The sequence below is a fragment of the Chryseobacterium contaminans genome, from assembly GCF_001684955.1.
Taxonomy (GTDB): Bacteria; Bacteroidota; Bacteroidia; order Flavobacteriales; family Weeksellaceae; genus Chryseobacterium; species Chryseobacterium contaminans.
This window is the reverse complement of sequence record NZ_MAYF01000345.1, coordinates 43,320-68,747: the sequence shown is the minus strand read 5'-3', so window position 1 is coordinate 68,747 and position 25,428 is coordinate 43,320. Positions and strand designations below refer to the sequence as shown.

At 39.5% G+C, this 25,428-nt stretch carries 1 protein-coding gene (cut by a window edge); it reads right to left on the bottom strand.

Annotation, left to right across the window (positions count from 1 at the left end):
• A protein-coding gene (locus BBH99_RS19770) for a non-ribosomal peptide synthetase (protein WP_083188886.1) crosses the window boundary here: on the bottom strand, positions 1 to 25,428 show its 3' portion. 18,795 nt of this gene lie beyond the right edge of the window; the window shows 25,428 of its 44,223 coding nt (coding positions 18,796-44,223); the start codon falls outside the window, past its right edge; the stop codon is at positions 1 to 3.

Here is a 25,428-nt window from a genome sequence, read left to right as displayed (position 1 = left end):
TTATTTTCCAACTGTTTGATTAATGATATCCAGGATCTGTTCTTCTTTCTCTAGTATCATCTGATGTGAAGCTTCAACAGGATAAACCGAAAGTAGATCTCTGTTTTCCACGATCGAGTCTATATTATTGTACATTGAATTTTTAATGTGATTATTAAATGATTCATTGAATGTATCTCCACTCTGCATTGCTTTCAGCAATACAACCTGGGTTGAGTTCAAAGTATTGGAAATAGGCTCTTTAGCAATGGTAAACTCTGCTGACATAAAATTTTTGGTGGCTATAAAATGACTGTCACCAATCGGAACGGCTAACCTATTACTTAATTCTTCATCTGTAGGGAATGAAAGGAAATCTATTAATGTCTGATCTAATGCATACAGAATCGTATCCAACAAATAAACCTTAATTTTTTGATGCCCTCTTTTTTCCAGCTCAGCAGCGATTTCCAATGCAATATTTCCACCCAGAGACCATCCCAGCAAAATGTATTCATCCTGGTTTGTCTGCTCCTGTATGACCTCAATATGTTCCAAATAATAATTGGCCAGTCTGCTGAGATTATCAATTTTCTCTTCATGGTAGAGGTTATAAGAATCTACTCCATAACAGTCATACTCTGATTTAAGCTGCTCTGCCAGAGACTGATAGACTTCACTTCCTCCATTTCCTGGGTGAATAAGGAAAATATTGGGTTTATTATTAATTTCGCCCAACGTTGAAATCGTTTTATATTCTTTGTTATTCTTACCAAGAATTACCGATAGTTTACTAATCGTTCTTTCTTTAAAAATATCCAGGATTTTGATCTGAACATCCAATAATGCTTTGATTCTGCTTATCAACTTGATCACCATGATACTGTTTCCTCCTAATCTGAAGAAATCATCATGAATACTTATACTTTGAGGATCAATACCCAAAACTTCACCATAAATTTCTGCTAATTGTCTCTGCAATTCATTTACAGGGGCGGCATATTCTGAAACGCCCGTAAATTCAGGTTCAGGAAGCTGTCTTCTATCCAGTTTACCGTTGATGGTTAGCGGAAGTTGCTCAAGATGAACAAAAATATTCGGGATCATATAACCCGGAAGAGTTTCCATCAGGAATTCTGAAAGCAGCTGCGGATCAATCACAGGGTCAGACACATAATATCCAACCAGGTATTTTATTCCCCCTTTATTTTCTTTTACCAATACGGCAGCCTGGCGAATACCTTCATAACTCAGCAATGTGTTTTCAATTTCACCTAACTCAATTCTATGACCACGGATTTTCACCTGGAAGTCATTTCTTCCCATATATTCAAGGTCTCCATTGCCTAATCTTCGCACTACATCTCCTGTTTTGTATAAACGGCTGTTTTCTCCTCTAGCCTTCTGATCTGATGTCTGGAATGGATTTGCCATAAAGCGTTCCTCAGTAAGCTCAGGTCTGTTCAGATATCCTCTGGCGATACCAGCTCCACCAATGTATAGCTCACCGACTGCTCCCGTTGGGACAGGACGATATTGGTTATCAAGAACATATAAACTTGTATTCGCAATCGCTTTTCCAATGTTCAATGGATTTTTATCTTCCTTGTAGTTATGAAGGGTGGCACATACTGTTCCTTCCGTTGGTCCATATTCATTGATAAGGGTAATGTTCTCAATATTTTTATCTAAAGCCGGGAAGCTTTCTCCTCCTGCATGAATCAGTTGTAAGCTTGTTCCATGATCCACGATTTCCTTCAACAGGACTGGCGGAATAAAGGAAACTTCTACTGCATTCGCTTTGATATACTCATTAAGATCATTTACTGAGGTTCTCAAATCATTGCTGTACAACCAAAGGGTATTTCCGTTGCATAAAGACGGGAATATCTCGTATACAAAGGCGTCAAACACGTAGTTGGAGTACACGCCTACATTCTGATATTTTTCAAGCTGATGAACTTCCGTCATGGCATCTATCAGATTGATTACTCCTGTATGTTCAATCATTACTCCTTTAGGAAGTCCTGTGGTTCCACTGGTATAGATCACATACGCTAAATTATCTGAGGATACCTGAGTCACAGGATTATGATGATCTGCTGCCGCCAGCTTATCAACTAATTCTCTGCTGTTCAATGAAATCAGATTTACATCCAAAGAAATCTCACTTAATTTATGTTTTATTTCTTCATGAGTAAGAATAACCTCAGCTGCTGTATCTTTTAGAATATGACTGATTCTTTCTGCAGGATATGAAGGATCCATCGGAACATAAGCTGCTCCGGCTTTTAATACGGCAAGAATCGCTATCAACATTTCTTCAGAACGTTCAAGGCATAGCGGAACCAAATCATCTGGCTGAAGCTTGTATTCTCTGATAAGGTAATTGGCCAGCTGGTTAGCTCTGTCATTCAGTTCTTTATAAGATAGTTTTACATTCTGATATACCAAAGCTGGAGCATCAGGTGTTTTGATAACCTGAGCTTCAAACTGTTGATGAATGGTATTTTTATCCTGGTATGACTTTCTGTTATCATTCAATCCTTCAGTGATCTGCTTATTTTCTGTTTCTGACAGCAGGGACATTTCTCCTATTTTCAGATTTTTAACATTGGATCCTCCAAATTCTACCATCTGGCTCAGCAGATATTGATACGTGCCAGCAATACGGTCTATGGTTTCTTTTTTAAATAAAGATGTTGCATAGTTGAAAGTCATCTGAATTCCGTCAGGACTTTCATTAATCATGGTTGTAAGATCAAATTTCGCAGCCTGATAGTCTACATCACCATCAAAAGGCTGGAAAATAGCTTCTTCACTTTGATTTGTAGCCTCACCTCCATTGCTGGTCTGAAGTCCAAACATCATCTGGAATACCGGATGTCTTGAAGTATCCTGCTCAACTCCCAGTTCTTCTACCAGCTTTTCAAATGGAAGATCCTGATGAGATTGCGCTTCTGTTACAGATTTTGACACCTGCAGAATAAAATCTCTAATATCTTGCTCAGGATCAATCTTTTCCCTTAACGCCAAAGTATTGACAAAGAACCCGATGAGGTTTTCAAGGCCTGCATAATGACGGTTGGCGATTGGGCTTCCCACTATGATATCATCCTGGCCTGAATAAACAGAAAGAGTAAGATAATACCCGCTCAGCATCAAATTGTATAAGCTTACCCCAAGGTTTTTAGATACTTCTTTTAATCCGAGGGCTATTTCTTTTGGAATATTGAATTCGAGGGTATCTCCTTCATAAGAAATTTCAGCCGGTCTGTGGAAATCTACCGGTAGATCTAAGCTCTGATGATCATCCAGTTTTGTTTTCCAATATTGAATCTGACGGTCAAGACGTTCTCCTGAAAGATAATTTCTCTGCCATAATGCAAAATCCTTGTATTGGATTGTTAATTTAAGAAGTTCAGGGTCTTGTCCTGCTGCGGTTGCCTGATAGGCTTCGGCTACTTCTTTCAGGAATATATCGGTAGACCATCCATCAAAAGCAATGTGATGAATCACTACTGAAAGATAACTGGTATCTTCTAATCTGAAAATACTGATATCAATAGGGATTTCTTCTTCCAAACGGAATACTTTATGCGCCGCTTGGTTTACTAATTCTTCTAGCTCGTCTCGGTTTTCTGCTTCTATCATTCTGATTTCCGGCAGCCAATCTTTAACAACCTGGTAACCTACTCCATTTTCTGTGGTCAGAATAAGTGTACGGAGTACTTCATGCCGTTGAATTACTGTCTCCAAAGCCTTAACTAGGGCCTTGATATCCGTTTTTGCGCTCAAAGTAACGGTCATTGGAATATTATAAGCACTGCTTCCGCCTTCATAAGACTCTATAAACCATAGTCTTTCCTGAGCAAAGGATAATCTTTGTTCTTCCGGTGAGCTAACCTCAACAGGAATTATTTCAATTCCCTCAGTAGCAATCTCTCCAGTTGTTAATGCACCTTCCAATAAAGCAACCGTTTTATGGTTGAATACCATTGAAACATTAGCCTGTAACCCAAGTTCCTGTTTGATCTTACCAATAAGCTTAATAGCCATGATACTGTTTCCGCCTAATCTGAAAAAATCATCATGAATACTGATATATTCCGGGTTGATTCCCAATACTTCTCCATAAATCATACAAAGCTTTTCCTGAAGGTCATTCATTGGAGCGGTATATTCATTTCCACCTGTAAATTCAGGTTCAGGTAATAGTTTTCTATCTAGCTTACCATTAATAGTTAATGGTAATGATTTTAAGTGAATAAAGGCAGAAGGAATCATATATTCCGGCAATGTTTCTGATAAAAATGCAGTAAGCTTTTCTACTTCTAATGCTGTATCTGAAACATAGTAGCCGACAAGGTATTTCATTCCATTCGCTTTATCCTTAGCCAATACTACAGTTTGCCTTATTTGCGGATATTGGGAAAGTCTGTTTTCTATTTCTCCAAGCTCAATTCTGTATCCACGGATCTTCACCTGGAAGTCGTTACGGCCAATGTATTCTATGTTTCCATCAGCTAGATAGCGCACCAAATCTCCGGTTTTGTATAAACGTGCGTTTTCACCGGTTTTCTTTTGTTCTTCAGTCTGATAAGGATTATCCACAAATCTTTCTTCTGTAAGGTCTTCTCTGTTCAAATAACCTCTGGCAATGCCTGCTCCACCAAGATAAAGCTCTCCTACAGCTCCTATAGGAAGTAAACGGCCATAATCATCCAAAATATAAGCTGTAGAATTTCCTACAGGGCGGCCTATAAGCTGTACATCACCATGTTCTATTTTTTTATACGTTGTATAGATTGTTGCTTCAGTTGGCCCATACAGGTTATAAAGCTGAGTATATTCTGACCAGTATTTACCGGTTTCATAATCACAAGGTTCTCCTGCGTACAACAATCCTTTAAGGCTTGGATATTCTACACGCGGCAGTACAGACAGCATTACAGGTGGTAAATATGCATAATTAATTCCATGGGTTAACAGGTATCTGCTTATGGAGTCTGCATCTTTCTTCGTTTCTTCATCCAGGATATGAAGTTCGTTTCCGAACAATAATGTATTGAAGAATTCAGACACTGAAACATCAAAAACATATGAAGTATAAGCAGTGATCTTTTTACCTTCACTGAAACCATAGGCTTCTCTTACCTGATTTACTACATTGACTGCATTTCTATGCTCAATCATAACACCTTTTGGAAGTCCTGTGGTTCCACTGGTATAGATTACATAGGCCAGACTTTTTGGGGTTACTGAAGTAACAGGATTTTTTGAAGATATTCCTGCAACAGCAAGCTGTAAATCAATATCATCCAGTGAAATAACCTCAGCTTTATTCACTCCCTGTACTTTATCTTTTGTACTTTCTTCACTTATGATGATTTTGGCATTTGTATCTGTAAGAATATGCTCTATTCTTTCTGTTGGATATGAAGGATCCATTGGAACATAGGCTGCTCCTGATTTTAATACTGCTAAAATAGCAATCATCATATTTTCTGAACGTTCCAAACATAACGGAACAAGATCATCCGGCTGAAGATCATAGGTTTGAAGCAGATAGTTTGCCAGGCGGTTTGATCTGTCATTCAACTCTTTATAAGATAATCGGATATCTCTGTAAACCAATGCAGTATGATCCGGCGTTTTTGCTGCCTGCTCTTCAAACCGCTGATGAAGGGTTGTATGATATGAGGTTGTTAAGTCTTCAGTATTATTCCAAGAATTTAACAAATCAACATGATTATCCGAAACATAAGAAATATTATTTGAGCTTATATCAGGATTATTGATGATCTGATCCAACATCAATTCCATTCCTTTTACCAGCTGCTCCATCATTTCCTTTTCAAAAATGAAGCCTTCATAGTTGATCTTCAGCGTCACACGATCTCCCTGTTCTGAAGCCATTATGCTGAGTGGATAATCCAGTTTTTCAACAGAATCTCTGAAAGCAAAACCTAACTCATTATTTCCGCCTCCTTTTGGTACCGGATAGTTTTCATACACAAATAAGCTGCTGAAAATACGACGCCCATCATGATGAAGCTCTGCAAGGTTAATATCGCTATGAGAATTTAGCTCACTGATCCTGTTCTGGATTTCCATAATGCGATCTATCACACGTCCTTCTTCATGATTCACAATTAATGGCAGAGTGTTGATATACAACCCGGCTGAAGATTCTATCCCATCAACAGGTAGGTTTCTTCCGGAAACGGTTGTTCCTACTACTGTGGTCTGCAATCCGCTATACAGCTTTAACTGGCTGTGCCATAAGTACTGCATTACTGCATTTACTGTTAATCCATGAGCTTTTGTAAGGTCTTTCAGACTATTGTATCGGTCTCCGCTCACCAGCATTGTTACTTTCTGATGGTCTTTAATATGGCGGTAAGTTCCTAAATCTATATGTCTTTGATCCTCTTTTACAAGGCTTTTCAGGTCTTCCTGATCTTCAAGAAGGGTCATATACTGATTCCAGAAGCTGCGTCCTGCCTGTTTATTAGCCTGTAAATATTTCTGACTTGCTGCATATGCAGAATCTGCTAATAAAGTTGGTTCCTGACCGTGAAGCTGGTGCAGATAGGCATCATGAACACTATTCATGATAACAGGCATACTCCATCCATCCAGAATAGCATGGTGATTGCTGAACAGGCAGCTGTAATGTCCCTCGTTTCGTTTGAAAAGATACACTCTGAAAAGATTTCCTTTAGAAAGATCATATACTTCCAGACGGTCATTATCCTTAATTTTCCGGATCAAATCTTCCTGGGCTTTTTCAGACATCGCACTGATATCTTCATATCTCCAGTCTAACTGACCTTCTTTATCAATTACCTGTACAATTTCTCCATTCCAATCAAATCGAATTCTAAGAGATGGATATTGTGCCTGAATTAATTCCCAGGAATTTTTAAGCTTATCTGTATTGATTTTAGCCTGATAATCCCACATTAACTGTACTCTGTAGGCATCATCTTTTTCTCCCTGATTCAGGGCATGGTATACGAAACCTTCCTGTAAGCTGTTCGCAAGATATACACCTTCTATTTCTCCTTTCTCCTGAATGGCTGAAAGTTGAGCATTTTCTACTACATAATCTACGTCTGATACTGTAAGATAACTTCTGCTTTCTTCTGAAAGGTTCTTAATAATAGTTTCAAGGTTCTGTTTGAAGCTTTCGGCTAAAAGGGTAATCTTTTCATCAGAAAGGTATCCTGAAATTCCGAATCTAAGCTGTCCGTCCACTACAGCCCCGTTGATGCTTACAAAATGACTGTCACGGTTGGAAGCCCCCACTCCTGCACCACTGTTTTCAGCTGCAATGAACCATGTTTTATCACCGGATGTATCATCCTGATCAAGCTGACCTAAGTAATTGAAACTGATTTTCGGTAATTCACGGTTAATATATCCTATCAAACTACCATAACCAATTCCATTATTAGGAATATTTCTTAAAGATTCTTTAGTGAGAACAACAGTTTCTTTTGTGGATTTTCCTGTTTCCAGCTGTACCGGATACATGGTGGTGAACCAGCCCATTGTTCCGGTAATGTCTAATTGGCTGAATACTTCTTCACGGCCGTGTCCTTCCAGTAGAATAGCATGACGCTCATCTCCGGTAACTTCAGTAAGAGCAGAAGCTAAAGCAGACAACAGTAAATCATTGATCTGAGTATGATATATGTGATGTACTCCACGAATCAGGGTTCCTGTGGATTCTTTATCCAACTGAAGATGACCATGGTGATAATCTTCAGTAATCAGTTCAGATAATGTTGAATTGCTTTCCTCAACTGTATCAGCAATATGACTCCAATAAGTGGTTTCCTGATCTCTGGATTCCAGGTTATCTTTTTTATAGGTTCTGATGGCTTCTACCCATTGGCGGTAGCTGTTTCCTTTCTGAATCTGATAATTCTCTCCTTTTTCAAGGGTCTGATAAATATTTTTCAGGTCTTCGGTAAGGATTCTCCAGCTCACCGCATCAATAATAATGTGATGGAACGCAAAAAATACTCTTGCACTTCCGTCCTGATAACCATTGACATATCCAATCTGATACAATGGTCCGTTTTCAATATCAAAATGCGACTGCCAATCTGTGAATATATCAGCTAATTCTTCAGCATTCAAGCCGGAAGCATCAAGGTACTTAATTTCAGAAGCTGTTTGGTTTGTTTTATACTCTTGTGTATGGCCTGTATATCCTAACCTGAAGGCATCATGCTTCGTTAACAATTGCTCTACAGCCTGTTCAAAAAGAACTTTGTCAAGCTCCGGAACATTGATTAAGAAGGCCTGGTTCCAGTGATTGAATTCTACAAGATATCCGGATTCTTTTTGTTCGAAGAACCATTCCTGTACCGGAAGTAGCGGTACTTCTCCGGTAAGAATTCCCTGTTCGGTAAGGATAGTGGCTTCACTGCCGTGTTTTTTATCTTCTATAAGTTGAGATAACGAAGCTACCGTTCGGGCTGTAAAGACTTCTTTTACACTTAATCTTACTTCTAACTGCTGACGGATCTTTCCTACCAGCTGAATACTGATAATACTGTCCCCACCCAATCTGAAGAAATCATCATGAATACTGATGGTTTCCGGATCAAGACCAAGTACTTCACCATAGATCTGGCAAAGTGCGGACTGAAGTTCTGTTTCGGCAGCTACATAATCTTTACCAGCTGTAAATTCAGGCTCCGGTAATGCTCTTCTGTCTAATTTTCCATTAAGCGTAAGCGGAAGCTCAGCCAAATGAACAAAGACACCCGGTATCATATATTCCGGAAGAGATTCTGATACAAATTCAGAAAGAAGACTGCCATCAATTGCTGTATCAGAGACATAGTAAGCAGCCAGGTATTTTAAGCCAGATTTGTTTTCCTTAGCTAAAACTGCTGTCTGGCGGATGCCTTCAAACTGAAGCAGGGTATTTTCAATTTCTCCCAATTCAATTCTATGACCTCGGATCTTCACCTGGAAGTCGTTTCTTCCTCTGTATTCAAGCTCTCCGTTTGGCAGCCAGCGAACTAAATCTCCTGTTCTGTATAAACGGCTGTTTTCATTTCGTTCTTTCTCTCCTGCGTTCTGGAATGGATTTGCCATGAAGCGTTCTTCAGTAAGTTCTGGTCTGTTCAGATATCCTCTGGCAATGCCTGCTCCACCGATAAACAATTCTCCTACAGCTCCTACAGGAACAGGACGATATTGAGCATCCAGAACATACAAGGTTGTATTCGCAATCGCTCCGCCGATATTCAGTGGGTTTTTATCTTCTTTGTACTCATGAAGGGTAACACATACGGTTCCTTCTGTTGGCCCATATTCATTAACAAGGGTAATATTTTCAATATTTTTATCCAATGCCGGGAAGCTTTCTCCTCCTGCGAAGATGAGTTTTAAACTTGTTCCATTCTCCACAATTTCTCTTAACAGAACTGGTGGAATAAAAGAAACTTCAATGGCGTTGGTTTTAATATAATCATTAAGCTCATTCACTGAGGTTCTGAGCTCATTGCTGTATAACCATAGGGTATTTCCATTACACAATACAGGGAAGGCTTCATACACAAAGGCATCAAATACATAATTGGAATAACATCCTACTTCCTGATATTCTTCAAGTCGGTGTGCCTTAATCATTGATCTGATGAGGTTTATTACTCCTTTATGTTCAATCATTACTCCTTTAGGAAGTCCTGTCGTTCCACTGGTGTAGATTACGTAAGCCAGGTTTCCTGAATGAACCTCTGTAACAGGATTGTTAGTCAATTCTGTCTCAAGCGTTGCTTTAAGGATAACTTCATCGAGTGAAATGACTTTTATATTGTGTAATTTCTCTACTGTACTTTCCTGTGCAATGACCAGTTTTGCCTGGGTATCTTCTAAAATATGCCCTATTCTGTCCGCTGGATATGATGGGTCCATTGGTACATAAGCAGCTCCTGCTTTTAATACAGCAAGGATGGCAATTAGCATATTTTCTGATCTTTCAAGGCATAACGATACCAGATCATCCGGTTGAAGCTGATACTGATGAATCAGATGGTTTGATAAACGGTTTGCCCGTTCATTCAGTTCACGATATGAAAGTTTAACATCATTATACACCAACGCTATGGTATCAGGATTTTTTTCAGCCTGATATTCAAACATCTTGTGAATGGTCATTTCTGACGGATAATCTTCCTGGGTGGCATTCCAATGTTCTATCTGAAGTGTTCCTTCTCCTGATATCAATGAAAGGCTGCTGATGAGCATATCATCCGGATTGTTTTCTACCATCTGATCTAAAAGAAGCTGATAAGAGCCTGCCATTCGGGTAATGGTCTCTTCTCTAAATAAAGCTTTCGCATAATTAAACATGATGCGCATGTTTTCTCCGTCATCATCAATCATCGTAGTCAGATCGAATTTGGCAGCCTTATAATCTACTTCTCCTGCAAAAGAATGGAATAATATTTCTCCTTCTGTTGCTTTCACTTCTTTATCAACACTTTGAAGACCAAACATTACCTGGAAAACAGGGTGTCTTGAAGTATCCTGCTCTACACCAAGCTCATCTACCAGTTTTTCAAATGGAAGATCCTGATGAGACTGGGCTTCATTGACTGATTTTGATACCTGAAGAATGAAATCACTGATATTCTGTGCAGGATCTATCTTTTCTCTCAATGCCAAAGTATTGACAAAGAAACCGATCATATCTTCAAGGCCTGCATGATGACGGTTGGCAATTGGGCTTCCTACTACAATATCATCCTGACCGGAATAAGCAGATAACATCAGATAATAACCTCCTAACATAAGGCTGTAAAGACTTACGCCCAGTTTTTGAGCAAAAGCTCTAAGGCTTTCTCCCTGTTCTTTATTCAGGTTGAAATATAGATTTTCTCCTTCATAAGATATTTGAGCCGGTCTCTTGAAATCTGAAGGCAAGTCCAGATTCTGGAAATCATCCAGCTTATTTTTCCAATAGCCAATCTGAGTTCCAAGACGTTCTCCTGAAAGATAATTACGCTGCCATAATGCAAAGTCTTTGTACTGAACTTTTACTGGTGAAAGTTCCGCTTCTTTTCCTTCAACAAGAGCGTAATAAACAGAGGCTACTTCTTTTAGGAAAACATCGGTAGACCAACCGTCGAAAGCAATGTGATGAACCACAATAGACAGATAAACCCGCCCTTTCAGCCTGAACATATTGATTTCTACAGGAAGCTCTTCATCTAATCTGAAGACTTTGTTCACACATTTATTGACAGAACTTTCTAATTCTTCCTCATTCTTCACTTCTGAAACTTTAATTTCAGGAACAAGGTCTGTAACTTTCTGATATCCTACTCCATTTTCAGTGGTATGAATCATGGAACGAAGTATATCGTGTCGCATTATCACCGTTCTCAAAGATTCCTCAAACAGATTGAGCTGAATGCTGTCATCCAATCTTGTAACGATAGGAATATTATAGGCACTGCTTCCTCCTTCATAGGATTCTATAAACCAAAGTCTTTCCTGAGCAAAGGATAAACGTTGCTCTTCAGGAGAATTAACTTTGATTGGAACAAGCTCTATTTGTATATCATTATTATTCTGAGCTAAAGCATTGGAAAGAGAAATCACCGTTTTATGGTTAAATACCATTCCTACGTTAACCTGCAGATCCAGATCCTGTCTGATTTTGCTGATAAGCTTAACGGCCATGATACTATTCCCACCCAATCTGAAGAAATCATCATGAGTACTGATCGTTCCAGGGTTAATTCCTAATACATTACCATACACTTTGCATAGTTTTTCCTGTAACTCATTTTCAGGAGCAACATAATGAGCGCTTCCCGTAAATTCTGGTTCTGGTAGCGCTTTTTTATCCAGTTTACCATTGATTGTCAACGGTAAAGAAGTTAAATGTATGTAGATTCCCGGAACCATGTATTCAGGAAGTGATTCTGAAAGGTATTCTGACAGTAAGGATGAATCTATGGCTGTATCAGATACATAATACCCGGCAAGGTATTTCAACCCAGCCTTATTTTCCTTGGCTAAAACAGCCACCTGACTGATTTCAGGATAACCCAGTAATTGATTTTCAATTTCACCAAGCTCAATTCTGTAGCCTCGGATCTTCACCTGGAAGTCATTTCTTCCGATGTATTCAAGCTCGCCATTGGATAGCCAACGTACTAAATCTCCGGTTTTATATAAACGTGCATTCTCTCCTTTCGTTTTCTGATCTTCAGTCTGGAAAGGGTTTGCAATGAAACGTTCTTCCGTAAGATCTGTTCTGTTCAGATAGCCTCTTGCAATTCCTGCTCCGCCAATGTACAGCTCTCCTATCGCTCCTACAGGAACAATACGATGATGATTATCCAGCACGTAAACGGTCATATTTCCGATTGGGCCTCCGATATTCACCGGGTTTTCATCCTCGTTATAATGATGCAGAGTGGCACAAACAGTCGTTTCTGTTGGCCCGTAAGCGTTGATGAGGTCTACTCCATGTTCTTTGTACATCGCCATCACCTGTGGATTGGTAACATCTCCTGCTACAACAAGGATCTCTAACGGTAAAATATATTCCTTAGTTAAAAGTACAGGCGGAATGGTGGCAATACTGATGGTATTCGTTTCGATATAGTCTTTTAAAGCCGCTAAATCGGTTTGAAGTTCTTTTTCTAAAATGTAGATCGCATGACCATGGGTAATGGACGGATACAATTCCCAAACATGGGCATCAAATACATAATTGGCATACCATAAACAGTTCTTTTGAGCAGTTTCCAGCAATCCGAATTCTTTGGCTTCCTGGTGAATCAGGTTGGCCACATTTCTATGTTCAACCATTACGCCTTTAGGCAATCCGGTAGTTCCACTGGTGAAAATAACGTATGCTAAATTTCCTGGTTGAGTATTAGTAACAGGGTTTTTAGCATCAAAGGTTTCAAGCATTGCTTTAAAGGTAATTTCATCTAAAGAGACCACATCTGTACTTACATTTTTCAGCTTTTCTACTGTACTTTCCTGGCCTAAAATCAGTCTTGCCCCAGTGTCCTGAAGAATGTGTTCTATTCTTTCCACAGGATAAGAAGGATCCATTGGAACATAGGCTGCTCCGGATTTTAAGACCGCTAAAATGGCTATCAGCATATTTTCGGAACGGTCTAAACACAATGGGATTAATTCATCCGGCTGAAGATCATAAGTGCTTATCAAATAATGGGCTAAGCGGTTTGCTCTTTCATTCAGTTCTCTGTATGTTAACACCACATCCTGGTAAACCAATGCTGTATTTTCCGGAGTTTTCAGTACCTGTCCTTCAAACAGCTGATGAATGGTTTTATCAGAAGGATACTCTGATTCAACGGCATTCCATCCTTCCATTAGAGCAAACTGATTATCAGAAATATGCCGGAATTCATCGGAAGTAATTGTCCAGTTTTCAAGAATTTGGGTTAGAACCGTTTTCATACCATCAATCAGCTTCTCCATGGTATGCTGTTCAAAAAGAACACCTTCGTAATTGATCTTCAGGGTTACGCTTTCACCCTGTTCAAATGCCATAATTCCTAGTGGATAATCCAGTTTTTCAACTGAATCTTTGAAAACAAATCCTAGTTCATTGTTATCATCTCCGCCTTGTGGCACAGGATAATTTTCGTAAACAAATAAGCTGCTGAAAATACGTCTTGCATCCTGATGAAGTTCCGCAAGGTTTACATCACTATGAGTATTCAATTCACTGATTCTCTGTTGAATATCAGAAATAATATCCACCACTTTACCTTCAGTATGCTGTACAATTAACGGAAGTGTATTGATAAACAGACCCGCTGAAGATTCTATATCATCTACAGGAAGGCTTCTTCCGGATACAGTAGTTCCGACTACAGTAGTTTCAACACCACCATATACGCTTAACTGGCTGTGCCACAAGTACTGTAATACAGCATTAATGGTAACCCCGTTTTCCGCAGTGAACTTTTTAAGCTGCTGATATTCCTCTTCGATGATCGTCATTTTTACAGCCTGATGATCTTTAATCTGACGATACGTTCCTACATCAATATGTTTTTGGGACTCTTTAAGCAGACTGCTAAGATCTTCGCGGTCTTCGAGAAGGTTCATATAAGCATTCCAGAAGCTTCGGCTGCTATCTTTGTGCTGCTGAAGGTATTCCTGAGTTTTGATATAAGCATGATCTGTGATAATATTCAGATCCTGTTTTTTGGTAAGTTTCAGGTAGATATCGTGAATACTGGTCAGTATAATAGGCATACTCCAGCCATCCAGCACTGCGTGATGGTTGCTGAAAAGACAGGTGTAATGCTTCTCGGAACGTTTGAACAGATATACCCTGAATAATCCTACTTTTGATAAATCATATACTTCAAAGCGGTCTTTTTGGGTAGCTTCTCTAATCCATTTCTCCTGATCCTCTTCATTCATGGCACTCAAATCCTGATAACGCCAGTCTAAACTTCCTTTTTTATCAATGATCTGGATGATTTCTCCATTCCAGTCAAATCTAAGTCTCAGAGCCGGAAACTGTTGTTGGGTATAAGACCATGCTTCTTTAAGGGCCTCCACATTCATATCCGAAAGATAATCCCATACCAATTGTACACGATAGGCATCATCTGTATCCCCCTGGTTCAAGGCATGATATACAAATCCTTCCTGAAGACTGTTTGCCATATATATTTTCTCAACCTCTGCCGATTCCTGAACTGATATGAGTTGTTGATCCTCTATGATATAGTCAATATCCGAACGGGTAAGGAAGCTGCGGGTATGTTGAAAAAGTTCTTCCACCACATGGATAATCTGCTCTTTAAAAGATTGAGCAAGCTGTTCTACCTGCTGTTGAGTGAGATATCCTGAAAGACTGAAACGAAGCTGTCCTTTTAATACTCCACCATTAATACTGATAATATGGCTGTCTTTGTTCCTTTTTCCTATTGAAAGACCGGTATCTTCTGCTGCAATAGACCATGTTTTTTCACCAGAATGGTCTTCCTGATCTAGCTGTCCAAGATAATTGAATCCAATCTTCGGAAGTTCGTGGTTAGTATAGCCAACAAGGCCTCCATAGCCAATACCGTGATCTGGAATTTCTCTTAAGGCTTCTTTGGTCAATATTACTGTATCACTCGCATTTGCTCCGGTTGTCAGTAATAGTGGATACATTGAAGTAAACCAGCCTACCGTTTCCGTAATATCCAGATTAGTGAATACCTCTTCACGGCCATGTCCTTCCAATACAATAGCATGTCGGGATGCTCCGGTGAAATCTTTAAGTGCAGATGCCAATGCAGCCAACAGCAGATCATTGATTTCAGTGTGGTACACGTGATGGCTTCCTCTAATCAGTTTTTCAGTAGTATTCTGATCCAGAAGAAGGATATCATGATGGTATTCAGTATCGGAAATTTCTTCAAGGGTCTGATTGCTTTCGTATACCTGAGAGGCTATTCCATTCCAATACGACAGTTCTTTATCTCTGGATTCAGGATTTTCAGACTTATACTTCTTAATAGCTTGTACCCATTGACGGTAGCTGCTGCCTTTTTTAATCTCATAATTTTCTCCTTTTTCAAGAGACTGATAGATGCTTCTAAGGTCATCCAGAATGATTCTCCAGCTCACGGTATCAATAATCAGGTGATGGAAAGCAAAGAATATCCTTGCCGTTTCATCCTGATATCCTGTGATATAACCGATCGTGTAAAGCGGTCCTTTTTCAATATCAAATTGCTGCTGCCATGTGGTGAATATGCCGGAAAGCTCTTCTCCGTTCACTTCGGAAGCATCAAGATAATTGATTTTGGCTGCTATATTCTGATCACTGTAATACTGACTGTAATTTCCGTTTTCAAGAGGATAATACAATCTGAAGGCATCATGTTTTTCAATCAGGAGTTCAATACTTTTCTCTAAAATATGGGTATCAAGTTCAGGAACATTAATCAAGAACGCCTGATTCCAATGGTTCGAATCCGCTAGGTACCCTTTTTCTTTTTCCCTAAAGAACCATTCCTGAACAGGGAGAAGCGGAACTTCGCCTGTAAGGATTCCCTGTTCTGTAAGGATCTCAACTTCTGTTCCTGACTTTTTCTCTTCCATCAGGATAGCCAATGCTGCCACTGTTCTTGAGGAGAATATTTCTTTCACGCTCAGTCTTACCTCCAGACGTTGTTTTATTTTTCCTACCAGCTGAATACTGATGATACTATCCCCTCCTAATCTGAAGAAATCATCATGAATGCTGATACTTTCGGCATTGATTCCCAGTACTTCTCCATAAATTTCTACAAGATTCTTCTGAAGTGCAGTTTCAGGTGCAGAGTATTCTTTGTTTCCTGTGAAATCAGGTTCCGGTAAAGCTCTTTTATCCAGTTTTCCATTAATGGTTAATGGTAGAGCTGTTAAATGAACAAAAGCTCCGGGAAGCATATATTCAGGAAGGGTTTCGGACAGGTATTCCGAAAGTAATGCTGAATCAATCATTGCATCAGAAACATAGTATCCGGTCAGATATTTAATTCCTGATTTATTTTCTTTTGCTATGACAGCAACCTGACGAATGCCTGGATAGCCTAACAATGTATTTTCAATCTCTCCTAATTCGATACGATAGCCACGGATTTTCACCTGGAAGTCGTTTCTTCCGATATACTCCAGTTCTCCATTTGGTAACCAGCGTACTAAATCTCCGGTTTTATATAACCTTCCGTTCTCTCCTTTTACGTGTTGTTCAGAAGTTTGGAAAGGATTGGAAATAAAACGTTCTTCGGTAAGCTCAGGACGGTTCAGATAGCCTCTGGCAATACCTGCTCCGCCGATATAAAGCTCTCCGGCTGCACCTACAGGTACAGGACGTTGATAATCATCCAGAACATACACCGTCATATTTCCAATAGCTCCTCCAATATTCACCGGATTGCCATCTTCGTTGTAATGATGTAATGTGGCACATACTGTACTTTCTGTAGGTCCATAAGCATTGATAAGATCTATTCCCTGCTCTTTATATAGCTTCATGACCTGAGGATTGGTAACATCTCCTGCCACCACCATTATTTCTAAAGGAAGAATATGGTCTTTTGTGAGAAGTACCGGTGGTATGGTCGCAATACTGATATTATTTTCATATATATACTCCTGTAAATCAATAAGATCAGTCTGTTTTTCCTTTTCCAGGATGTAAATGCTGTGTCCATGAGTAATGGACGGATATAATTCCCAAACATGCGCATCAAATACATAATTAGCGTACCATAGGCAGTTTTTATGAACAGTGTCTGATTTCAGACCAAATTCTTTGGCTTCCTGCTCTATTAAATTGGCTACACTTTTATGTTCAATCATTACTCCTTTTGGAAGCCCTGTAGTACCGCTGGTGTAAATTACATACGCCAGGTTCTCAGGTTTCACTTCCGTTACAGGATTTTCTGAAGATGCCGTTTCAAGAATAGCCTGAAAAGTGATTGTATCCAGTGAAATAACCTCAACTGATGTATTTTTTACTTTTTCAGCTGTATTTTCTTCTGCCAAAATGATTTTTGCTGCCGTATCCTGAAGAATATGCTCTATTCTGTCTGCTGGATATGAAGGATCCATCGGCACATAAGCTGCACCGGATTTTAATACCGCTAAGATGGCAATAAGCATTTGTTCAGAACGGTTCAGGCATAGCGGGACAATATCATCCGGCTGAAGACCATACGTTTCAATAAGATGGTTCGCCAAGCGGTTAGCACGTTCATTAAGCTCACGATAAGACAGTCTTACGTCCTGATATACTACTGCAATCTGATTCGGAGTTTTTGCAACCTGTTTTTCGAATAATTTGTGAATGGTTGTATCGGAAGGATAAAATACGTCTGTTGCATTCCATTCTTCCATCATTTTTTTACCCGTGTTTTCTGTAATTAAACGAAGATCAGATAGCTTGGTTGTTTCCAGATTCACATCATTACCAAAGGCCTGTTCAAGCAGATACAGATAAGAATCTATCATATTCTTAACCGTTTCTCTTGCAAAAATTGCCTTGGCATAATTGAACATTCCCAGGATGGTTTCTTCACCATCATCAATCATAGTAGACAAATCAAACTTAGCCACCTGATAATCTGTATCTCCTTCATAAGGATGGAACAGCAAATCTGCATCATCAATATTTCTTCCAAAACTCTGAAGGCCAAACATCACCTGGAATACCGGATGACGGGACATATCCTGTTCTACCCCCAATTCTTCAACCAGCTTTTCGAACGGTAAATCCTGATGAGACTGTGCCTCAATTACAGACTGAGAGATCTGAAGAATAAAATCTTTAAGGTTTTGATCTGCATCAATGGTTTCTCTTAAGGCTAATGTGTTCACAAAGAAACCTATCATATCCTCAAGACCTGCATGGTGCCTGTTGGCAATAGGGCTTCCTACTACAATATCATCCTGACCGGAATAAGCAGACAGCATCAGATAATACCCTCCAAGCATCACACTGTATAAACTCACTCCAAGATCTTTAGATGTTTTTCTCAGACCTTGGGCTAGTTTCGGAGACAGTACAAAATGGATGGTTTCTCCATCATAAGAAACCTGGTTGGGTCGTTTAAAATCTACAGGTAAATTCAATGTCTGGAAATCATCCAGTTTTGTTTTCCAGTACTCTACCTGACGATCAAGTCTTTCTCCGGAAAGGTAATCTCTCTGCCATAATGCAAAGTCTTTATATTGTACCTTAACTTCAGGAAGTTGAGGTTCTTCACCCTTGATAAGGGCGTTGTAAATTGTTTGTATTTCTTTTAAGAAAATATCCGTTGACCAACCATCAAATGCAATGTGATGAATCACAACTGACAAATGATGGTGGTCTCCTAACCTAAAAATGCTAATTTCTATAGGAAGTTCTTCATCCAGACGGAAGATTTTATTGGAAACTCTGTTGATTTCTCTGTCCAGCTCCTCTTTTGTATTTACTTCGTGTAAATGAATAGCCGGAATCTGGTCAAGAATCAGCTGATATCCTTTTCCTTCGTCTGTTGAACGGATAATGGTTCGTAATACTTCATGTCGTATTACAATGGTTTCGAGTGCCTTTCCTATTACTGAAAGATCTGTTTTTTCATTCAGACGGACAGTCATAGGAATGTTATAGGCACTGCTTCCTCCTTCATAAGTTTCAATAAACCAAAGTCTTTCCTGGGCAAATGATAACTTTTGCTCTTCAGGAGAATTCACTTTTACCGGTATTATTGTAACCTGTTCATCAATATTATTTTGATCATTTAATGCTTCTGAAAGTGAGGCTACTGTTTTATGCCCAAATATCACAGCTACTCCAACCTGCATATCCAAAGTTCGTTTGATGGAGCTGATTAATTTGATGGCCATGATACTGTTTCCTCCAAGACTGAAGAAATCGTCATGAATACCAATGCCTGAAGCATCTAATCCAAGGACTTCTCCATAGATCTGACATAATTTCTCCTGTAATTCGCTTTCAGGAGCTGTATATTCTCTACCTCCTGTAAACTCAGGCTCCGGTAAGGCTCTTCTGTCTAATTTTCCATTGATCGTCAGCGGTAATGAGGTTAAGTGAACAAACGCTGCAGGAACCATGTACTCTGGCAGCACCTCTGATAAAAATGCGGTAAGATCACTTACTTCATGGGCTTTTTCTGAGACATAGTATCCAACCAAGTATTTCAGTCCGGCTTTGTTTTCTTTGGCCAGAACCACAGCTTGTTTTACTTCCGGGTATTCCTGAAGTCTGTTTTCAATCTCTCCTAGCTCAATTCTGTAACCACGGATTTTCACCTGGAAGTCATTTCTTCCGATGTATTCCAGCTCACCATCAGCAAGATAGCGTACCAGATCTCCTGTTTTATAGAGGATTCCATTAGTTCTCTGTTCTTTTTCTTCCAAGGTCTGGAAAGGATTGCTGATGAAACGTTCTGCAGTAAGCTCTTCACGGTTCAGATAGCCTCTCGCAATTCCTGCTCCTCCTACATACAATTCTCCTACAGCGCCAACTGGTACTGCACGAAGATGTTTATCAAGGATATACATTCCCTGGTCTGGAATATTTTCTCCGATCAATGAAGCTTTATCCAAGTCTTCAGCACTTAATTTCTTGTAGGTTACATGGACGCTTGTCTCAGTAATTCCATACATGTTAATCAGTGTTGGGGAAGAATGATAACGCTCATACCAAGGTTTTAAAGAGGCCAGACTTAAGGCTTCTCCACCAAAGATCACATAACGAAGGCTGCTTAACTGTTCGTCTCTCTGAATGGCAGTATCAATAAACTGATAGAAGGCAGTTGGGGTTTGGTTGAGTACCGTTAAACCTTCTTCTAAACATAGGCTGAAGAATAAATTCGTGTCTTTGGTCTGTTCAGAGGATGGAACTAATAATTTTCCTCCATAGAATAAAGCTCCCCAGATTTCCCATACACTAAAGTCAAAGACATAGGAATGGAATAAACTCCATACGTCTTTGTCATTGAACTGATACCAGTGATCTGTCGCACTGAATAAACGGGCTACATTACGGTGTTCCTGGAGTACTCCTTTTGGCATTCCTGTCGTTCCACTGGTATAGATTACATATGCCAAATGGTTGGAAGCTACGGAAGTAACAGGGTTTTCAATACTACTATTTTCAAGAACAGTTTCCAACTCTGGATCGTTCAAAATAAGCATGGAAGTGGCTTCTCCGCAAGCTTCAAGGACATTAAGCTCAGAACCGCCTTGTGTAATCACAATTTTTGCACCTGTATCGATAAGAATATGTTTGATTCTATCGGCAGGATATGATGGATCCATCGGAACATAAGCTCCGCCGGATTTTAGCACAGCAAGAATAGCCACAAGCATTTCTTCGGAACGCTCAAGGCATAAAGGAATAAGATCATCAGGCTGAATATCATATGTTTCAATTAAATAATTCGCCAAACGGTTGGCACGTTCATTGAGTTCACGATAAGATAATCTAACATCCTGATGTACTATTGCCGTATGATCTGGTGTTCTTTTAACCTGGGTTTCAAATAATTGATGAATGGTGGTATCACTCGGATAGTGAACTCCGGAAGACCACAACTTAGAAACCGTTTTATATTCTTCCTGAGTCAGGTAAGATAGTTGCTCAGTTGAAATTTCCGAATCTTCAAGGATCTGATCCAAAACAGTGTTCATACCATTGATTAATTGCTGAATCATGGCTTCCTCAAACAGATATCCTTCATAGCTGATATTCAGCCAAATCTCATCACCTGCTTCGTAAGCTACTATTCCCAACGGATAATCCAGACGCTCTACCGAACCTTTGAAGACAAATGATAATTCATTATCCTCATCTCCTTTCGGAGCCGGGTAATTTTCATATACAAATAAGCTGCTGAAAATTCTACGTCCGTCATGCTGAAGGCTTGCCAGGTTTACACTACTATGGGTATTAAGCTCACTGATCCTGTTTTGAATTTCTGAAATAATATCGGCTACTTTACCTTCAGTATGGCTCACAATCAATGGTAAGGTATTGATATACAAACCAACTGATGATTCAATGCCATCTACCGGTATACTTCTTCCGGAAACCGTAGTTCCTACCACCGTAGACAGCGTTCCGCTGTAAATCGCCAATTGTTTATGCCACAAATATTGAAGCACAGCATTGATGGTAAATCCGTTCTTTGCTGTAAACTTCTTCAATTGCTGATACTGTTCACCCACAATCGACATTTTGATCGAGCGGTGATCTACAATCTGCTTGTATTCGGAAAGATCAATCTGTTTTTTAGATTCTTTAATCCAGCCACTGATATCTTCACGGTCTTCGAGAAGTCCCATATAGTCTTTCCAGAAATCATCATTCGCATCTTTATGGTTCTGAAGATACTTTTGGGCTTCTGCATACGCTTCATCCGGTGCCGGAGAAAGCTCCTGATTTTTAATGAGTTTTAAATAAGCTTCATGAATAAGGGTCAGGAATATAGGCATACTCCATCCATCAAGAATGGCGTGATGATTACTGAAAAGACAGGTATAATGCTGCTCTGAGCGTTTGAACAGGTATATTCTGAAAAGACTTCCTTTTGCAAGGTCATATACTTCAAAACGGTCTTTCTGGGTCAGTTCTGCAATCAAATCTTCCTGTTGATCTTTGTTCATTTCACACAGATTGTGATAACGCCAGTCGAGACTTCCTTTTTTGTCGATGATCTGAACAATTTCTTCACTCCAGTCAAATCTCAGCCTTAATGTAGGAAGCTGATTTTGAGTATATACCCATGCTTTTTTCAACTGTTCAAGATTCATTTCAGAAAGATAATCCCAGACCAGCTGTACACGGTAGGCATCATCAGTATCTCCCTGATTTAATGCGTGATATACAAATCCTTCCTGTAAACTGTTGGCCAGATATACTCCCTCTACTGCTCCAGATTCCTGAATATACATCAGCTGATCTTTACCAACGATATTCTCTGTATCTGATGGCGTTAACCAGGTTTTTTGTTCTGCTGTTAACTCATCAACAATTTGTTTTATATAGTCTTCAAATTTTTGAGTAAGCAGATCTACCTGATCCTGTGAAAGATATCCTGAGATCCCAAAGCGAAGCTGCCCATCGGCAATGGCTCCGTTGACACTAATGATATAGCTGTCCCGGTTTTTATCACCCATTGAGTTTCCGCTATTTTCTCCAGAAATATACCAGGTTTTCTCTCCTGTACTTTCTTCCTGGTCAAGCTGCCCAAGATAGTTGAAACTGATTTTTGGAAGGGCCTGTTCGGTATATCCGACAAGGCAGCCATATCCAATTCCATTATTTGGAATACTTCTCAGTGATTCTTTGGTTAAAACTACGGTATCTTTTACATCTTTTCCAGTTTGTAACAGCAATGGATACATAGAAGTAAACCATCCTACTGTTTCTGTAATATCCAGATTATTGAACACTTCTTCACGGCCGTGACCTTCCAGGAGAACGGCATGTCCTGATGTTCCGGTAAGGTCTGAAAGCGCGGAAGCAAGGGCAGATAACAAGATGTCATTAATCTGTGTATGATAAACATGATGAATCTCTCTAATCAGTTTCTCTGTATAGCTTTCTTCAAGACTAAGATTAGCAAAATGATACTCCTCAGAAGATACTTCAGCTAAAATATTATTGTTTTTCGCAACATTTCCGGCAGTATGAGTCCAATAGACAAGTTCTTTGGTTCTGGCTTCATGATTATCTAGAAGATATCCTTTTACAGCTTCAGTCCACTGACGGTAGCTGCTTCCTTTTACATATGTTTCAGGCTGGTTTCCTTTTTCCAGGTTCTGATATATATTTTTCAGGTCTTCTGTAATAATTCTCCAGCTTACGGCATCAATAATCAAGTGATGTAGTGCAAAGAAGATTCTTGCACTTCCGTCCTTATATCCGTGAGCATATCCAACCTGGAATAAAGGTCCGGTTACAATATCAAAATGAGACTGCCATTCTGTGAATACTTTGGAAAGTTCTTCCGATGAGATTCCTGAAATATCAAGATCTTTAATTTCCGGTATATATTCTATTCCGTACTGTTGAGTGTATCTATTATTTTCTTTAGGATAATAGATTCTGAAGGCATCATGCTTTTCAATCAGCAGCTTTATACTTTGTTTCAGTACTTCTGGATTAAGCTCAGGAACGGTAATCAGGAAAGACTGGTTCCAGTGATTAAGATCTCCTACATAGCCTTCCTCAACCAAATTGAAGAACCATTCCTGAATAGGTAGGAAGGATAAACTTCCGGTAAGCTGACCTTGTTCTGTCAGAATCTGAGTTTGCTCTTCTTTGGCCTTACTTTCCATTAATTCGGAAAGTTTCAGAACTGATCTGGTGGTAAAAATATCTTTAACACTTACTCTTATATCAAGTCTTTGTCTGATTCTGCTGACAAGCTGGATACTGATAATACTGTCACCGCCTAATCTGAAGAAATCATCATGAATACCAATACCAGAAGCGTCTAATCCAAGGACTTCACCATAGATCTGACATAATTTCTCCTGTAATTCGGTTTCTGGTGCAGTGTATTCTCTGCCTCCTGTAAATTCAGGCTCAGGTAAGGCTCTTCTGTCCAATTTTCCATTGATGGTCAGCGGTAATGAGGTTAAGTGAACAAACGCTGCAGGAACCATGTACTCTGGCAGCACCTCTGATAAAAATGCGGTAAGATCACTTACTTCATTCGCTTTTTCTGAGACATAGTATCCCACAAGGTATTTCAGTCCAGCTTTGTTTTCTTTGGCCAGAACCACAGCTTGTTTTACTTCCGGGTATTCCTGAAGTCTGTTTTCAATTTCTCCTAACTCAATTCTGTATCCACGGATTTTCACCTGGAAGTCATTTCTTCCGATGTATTCCAGTTCTCCATCGGCAAGATAGCGCACCAAATCTCCCGTTTTGTACAGGATTCCGTTCGTTCCCTGATTCTTTTCTTCCAAGGTCTGGAAAGGATTGCTGATGAAACGTTCGGCGGTGAGTTCTTCACGGTTCAGATAACCTCTTGCTATTCCTGCTCCTCCTACATACAGTTCTCCTACAGCGCCTACCGGAACGGCTCGAAGATGTTTATCAAGGATATACATGCCCTGGTCTGGAATATTCTCTCCGATCAATGAAGCTTTATCCAAGTCTTCCGCACTTAATTTCTTGTAAGTTACATGGACAGTTGTCTCGGTAATTCCATACATGTTAATCAGTGTTGGAGAAGAATGATAGCGTTCATACCAAGGTTTTAAGGAAGCAAGATTTAAGGCTTCTCCTCCGAAAATCACATAACGAAGACTGCTTAATATCTCCTCTCTTTGAAGTGCTGTATCAATAAACTGGTAGAAGGCAGTTGGAGTTTGGTTGAGTACCGTTAAACCTTCTTCTAAACATAGACTGAAGAATAAATTCGTGTCTTTGGTTTGTTCAGAGGATGGAACTAATAATTTTCCTCCATAGAATAAAGCTCCCCAGATTTCCCATACACTAAAGTCAAAGACATAGGAATGGAATAAACTCCATACGTCTTTGTCATTGAACTGATACCAGTGATCTGTCGCACTGAATAAACGGGCTACATTACGGTGTTCCTGGAGTACTCCTTTTGGCATTCCTGTCGTTCCACTGGTATAGATTACATATGCCAAATGGTTGGAAGCTACGGAAGTAACAGGGTTTTCAATACTACTATTTTCAAGAACAGTTTCCAACTCTGGATCGTTCAAAATAAGCATGGAAGTGGCTTCTCCGCAAGCTTCAAGGACATTAAGCTCAGAACCGCCTTGTGTAATCACAATTTTTGCACCTGTATCGATAAGAATATGTTTGATTCTATCGGCAGGATATGATGGATCCATCGGAACATAAGCTCCGCCGGATTTTAGCACAGCAAG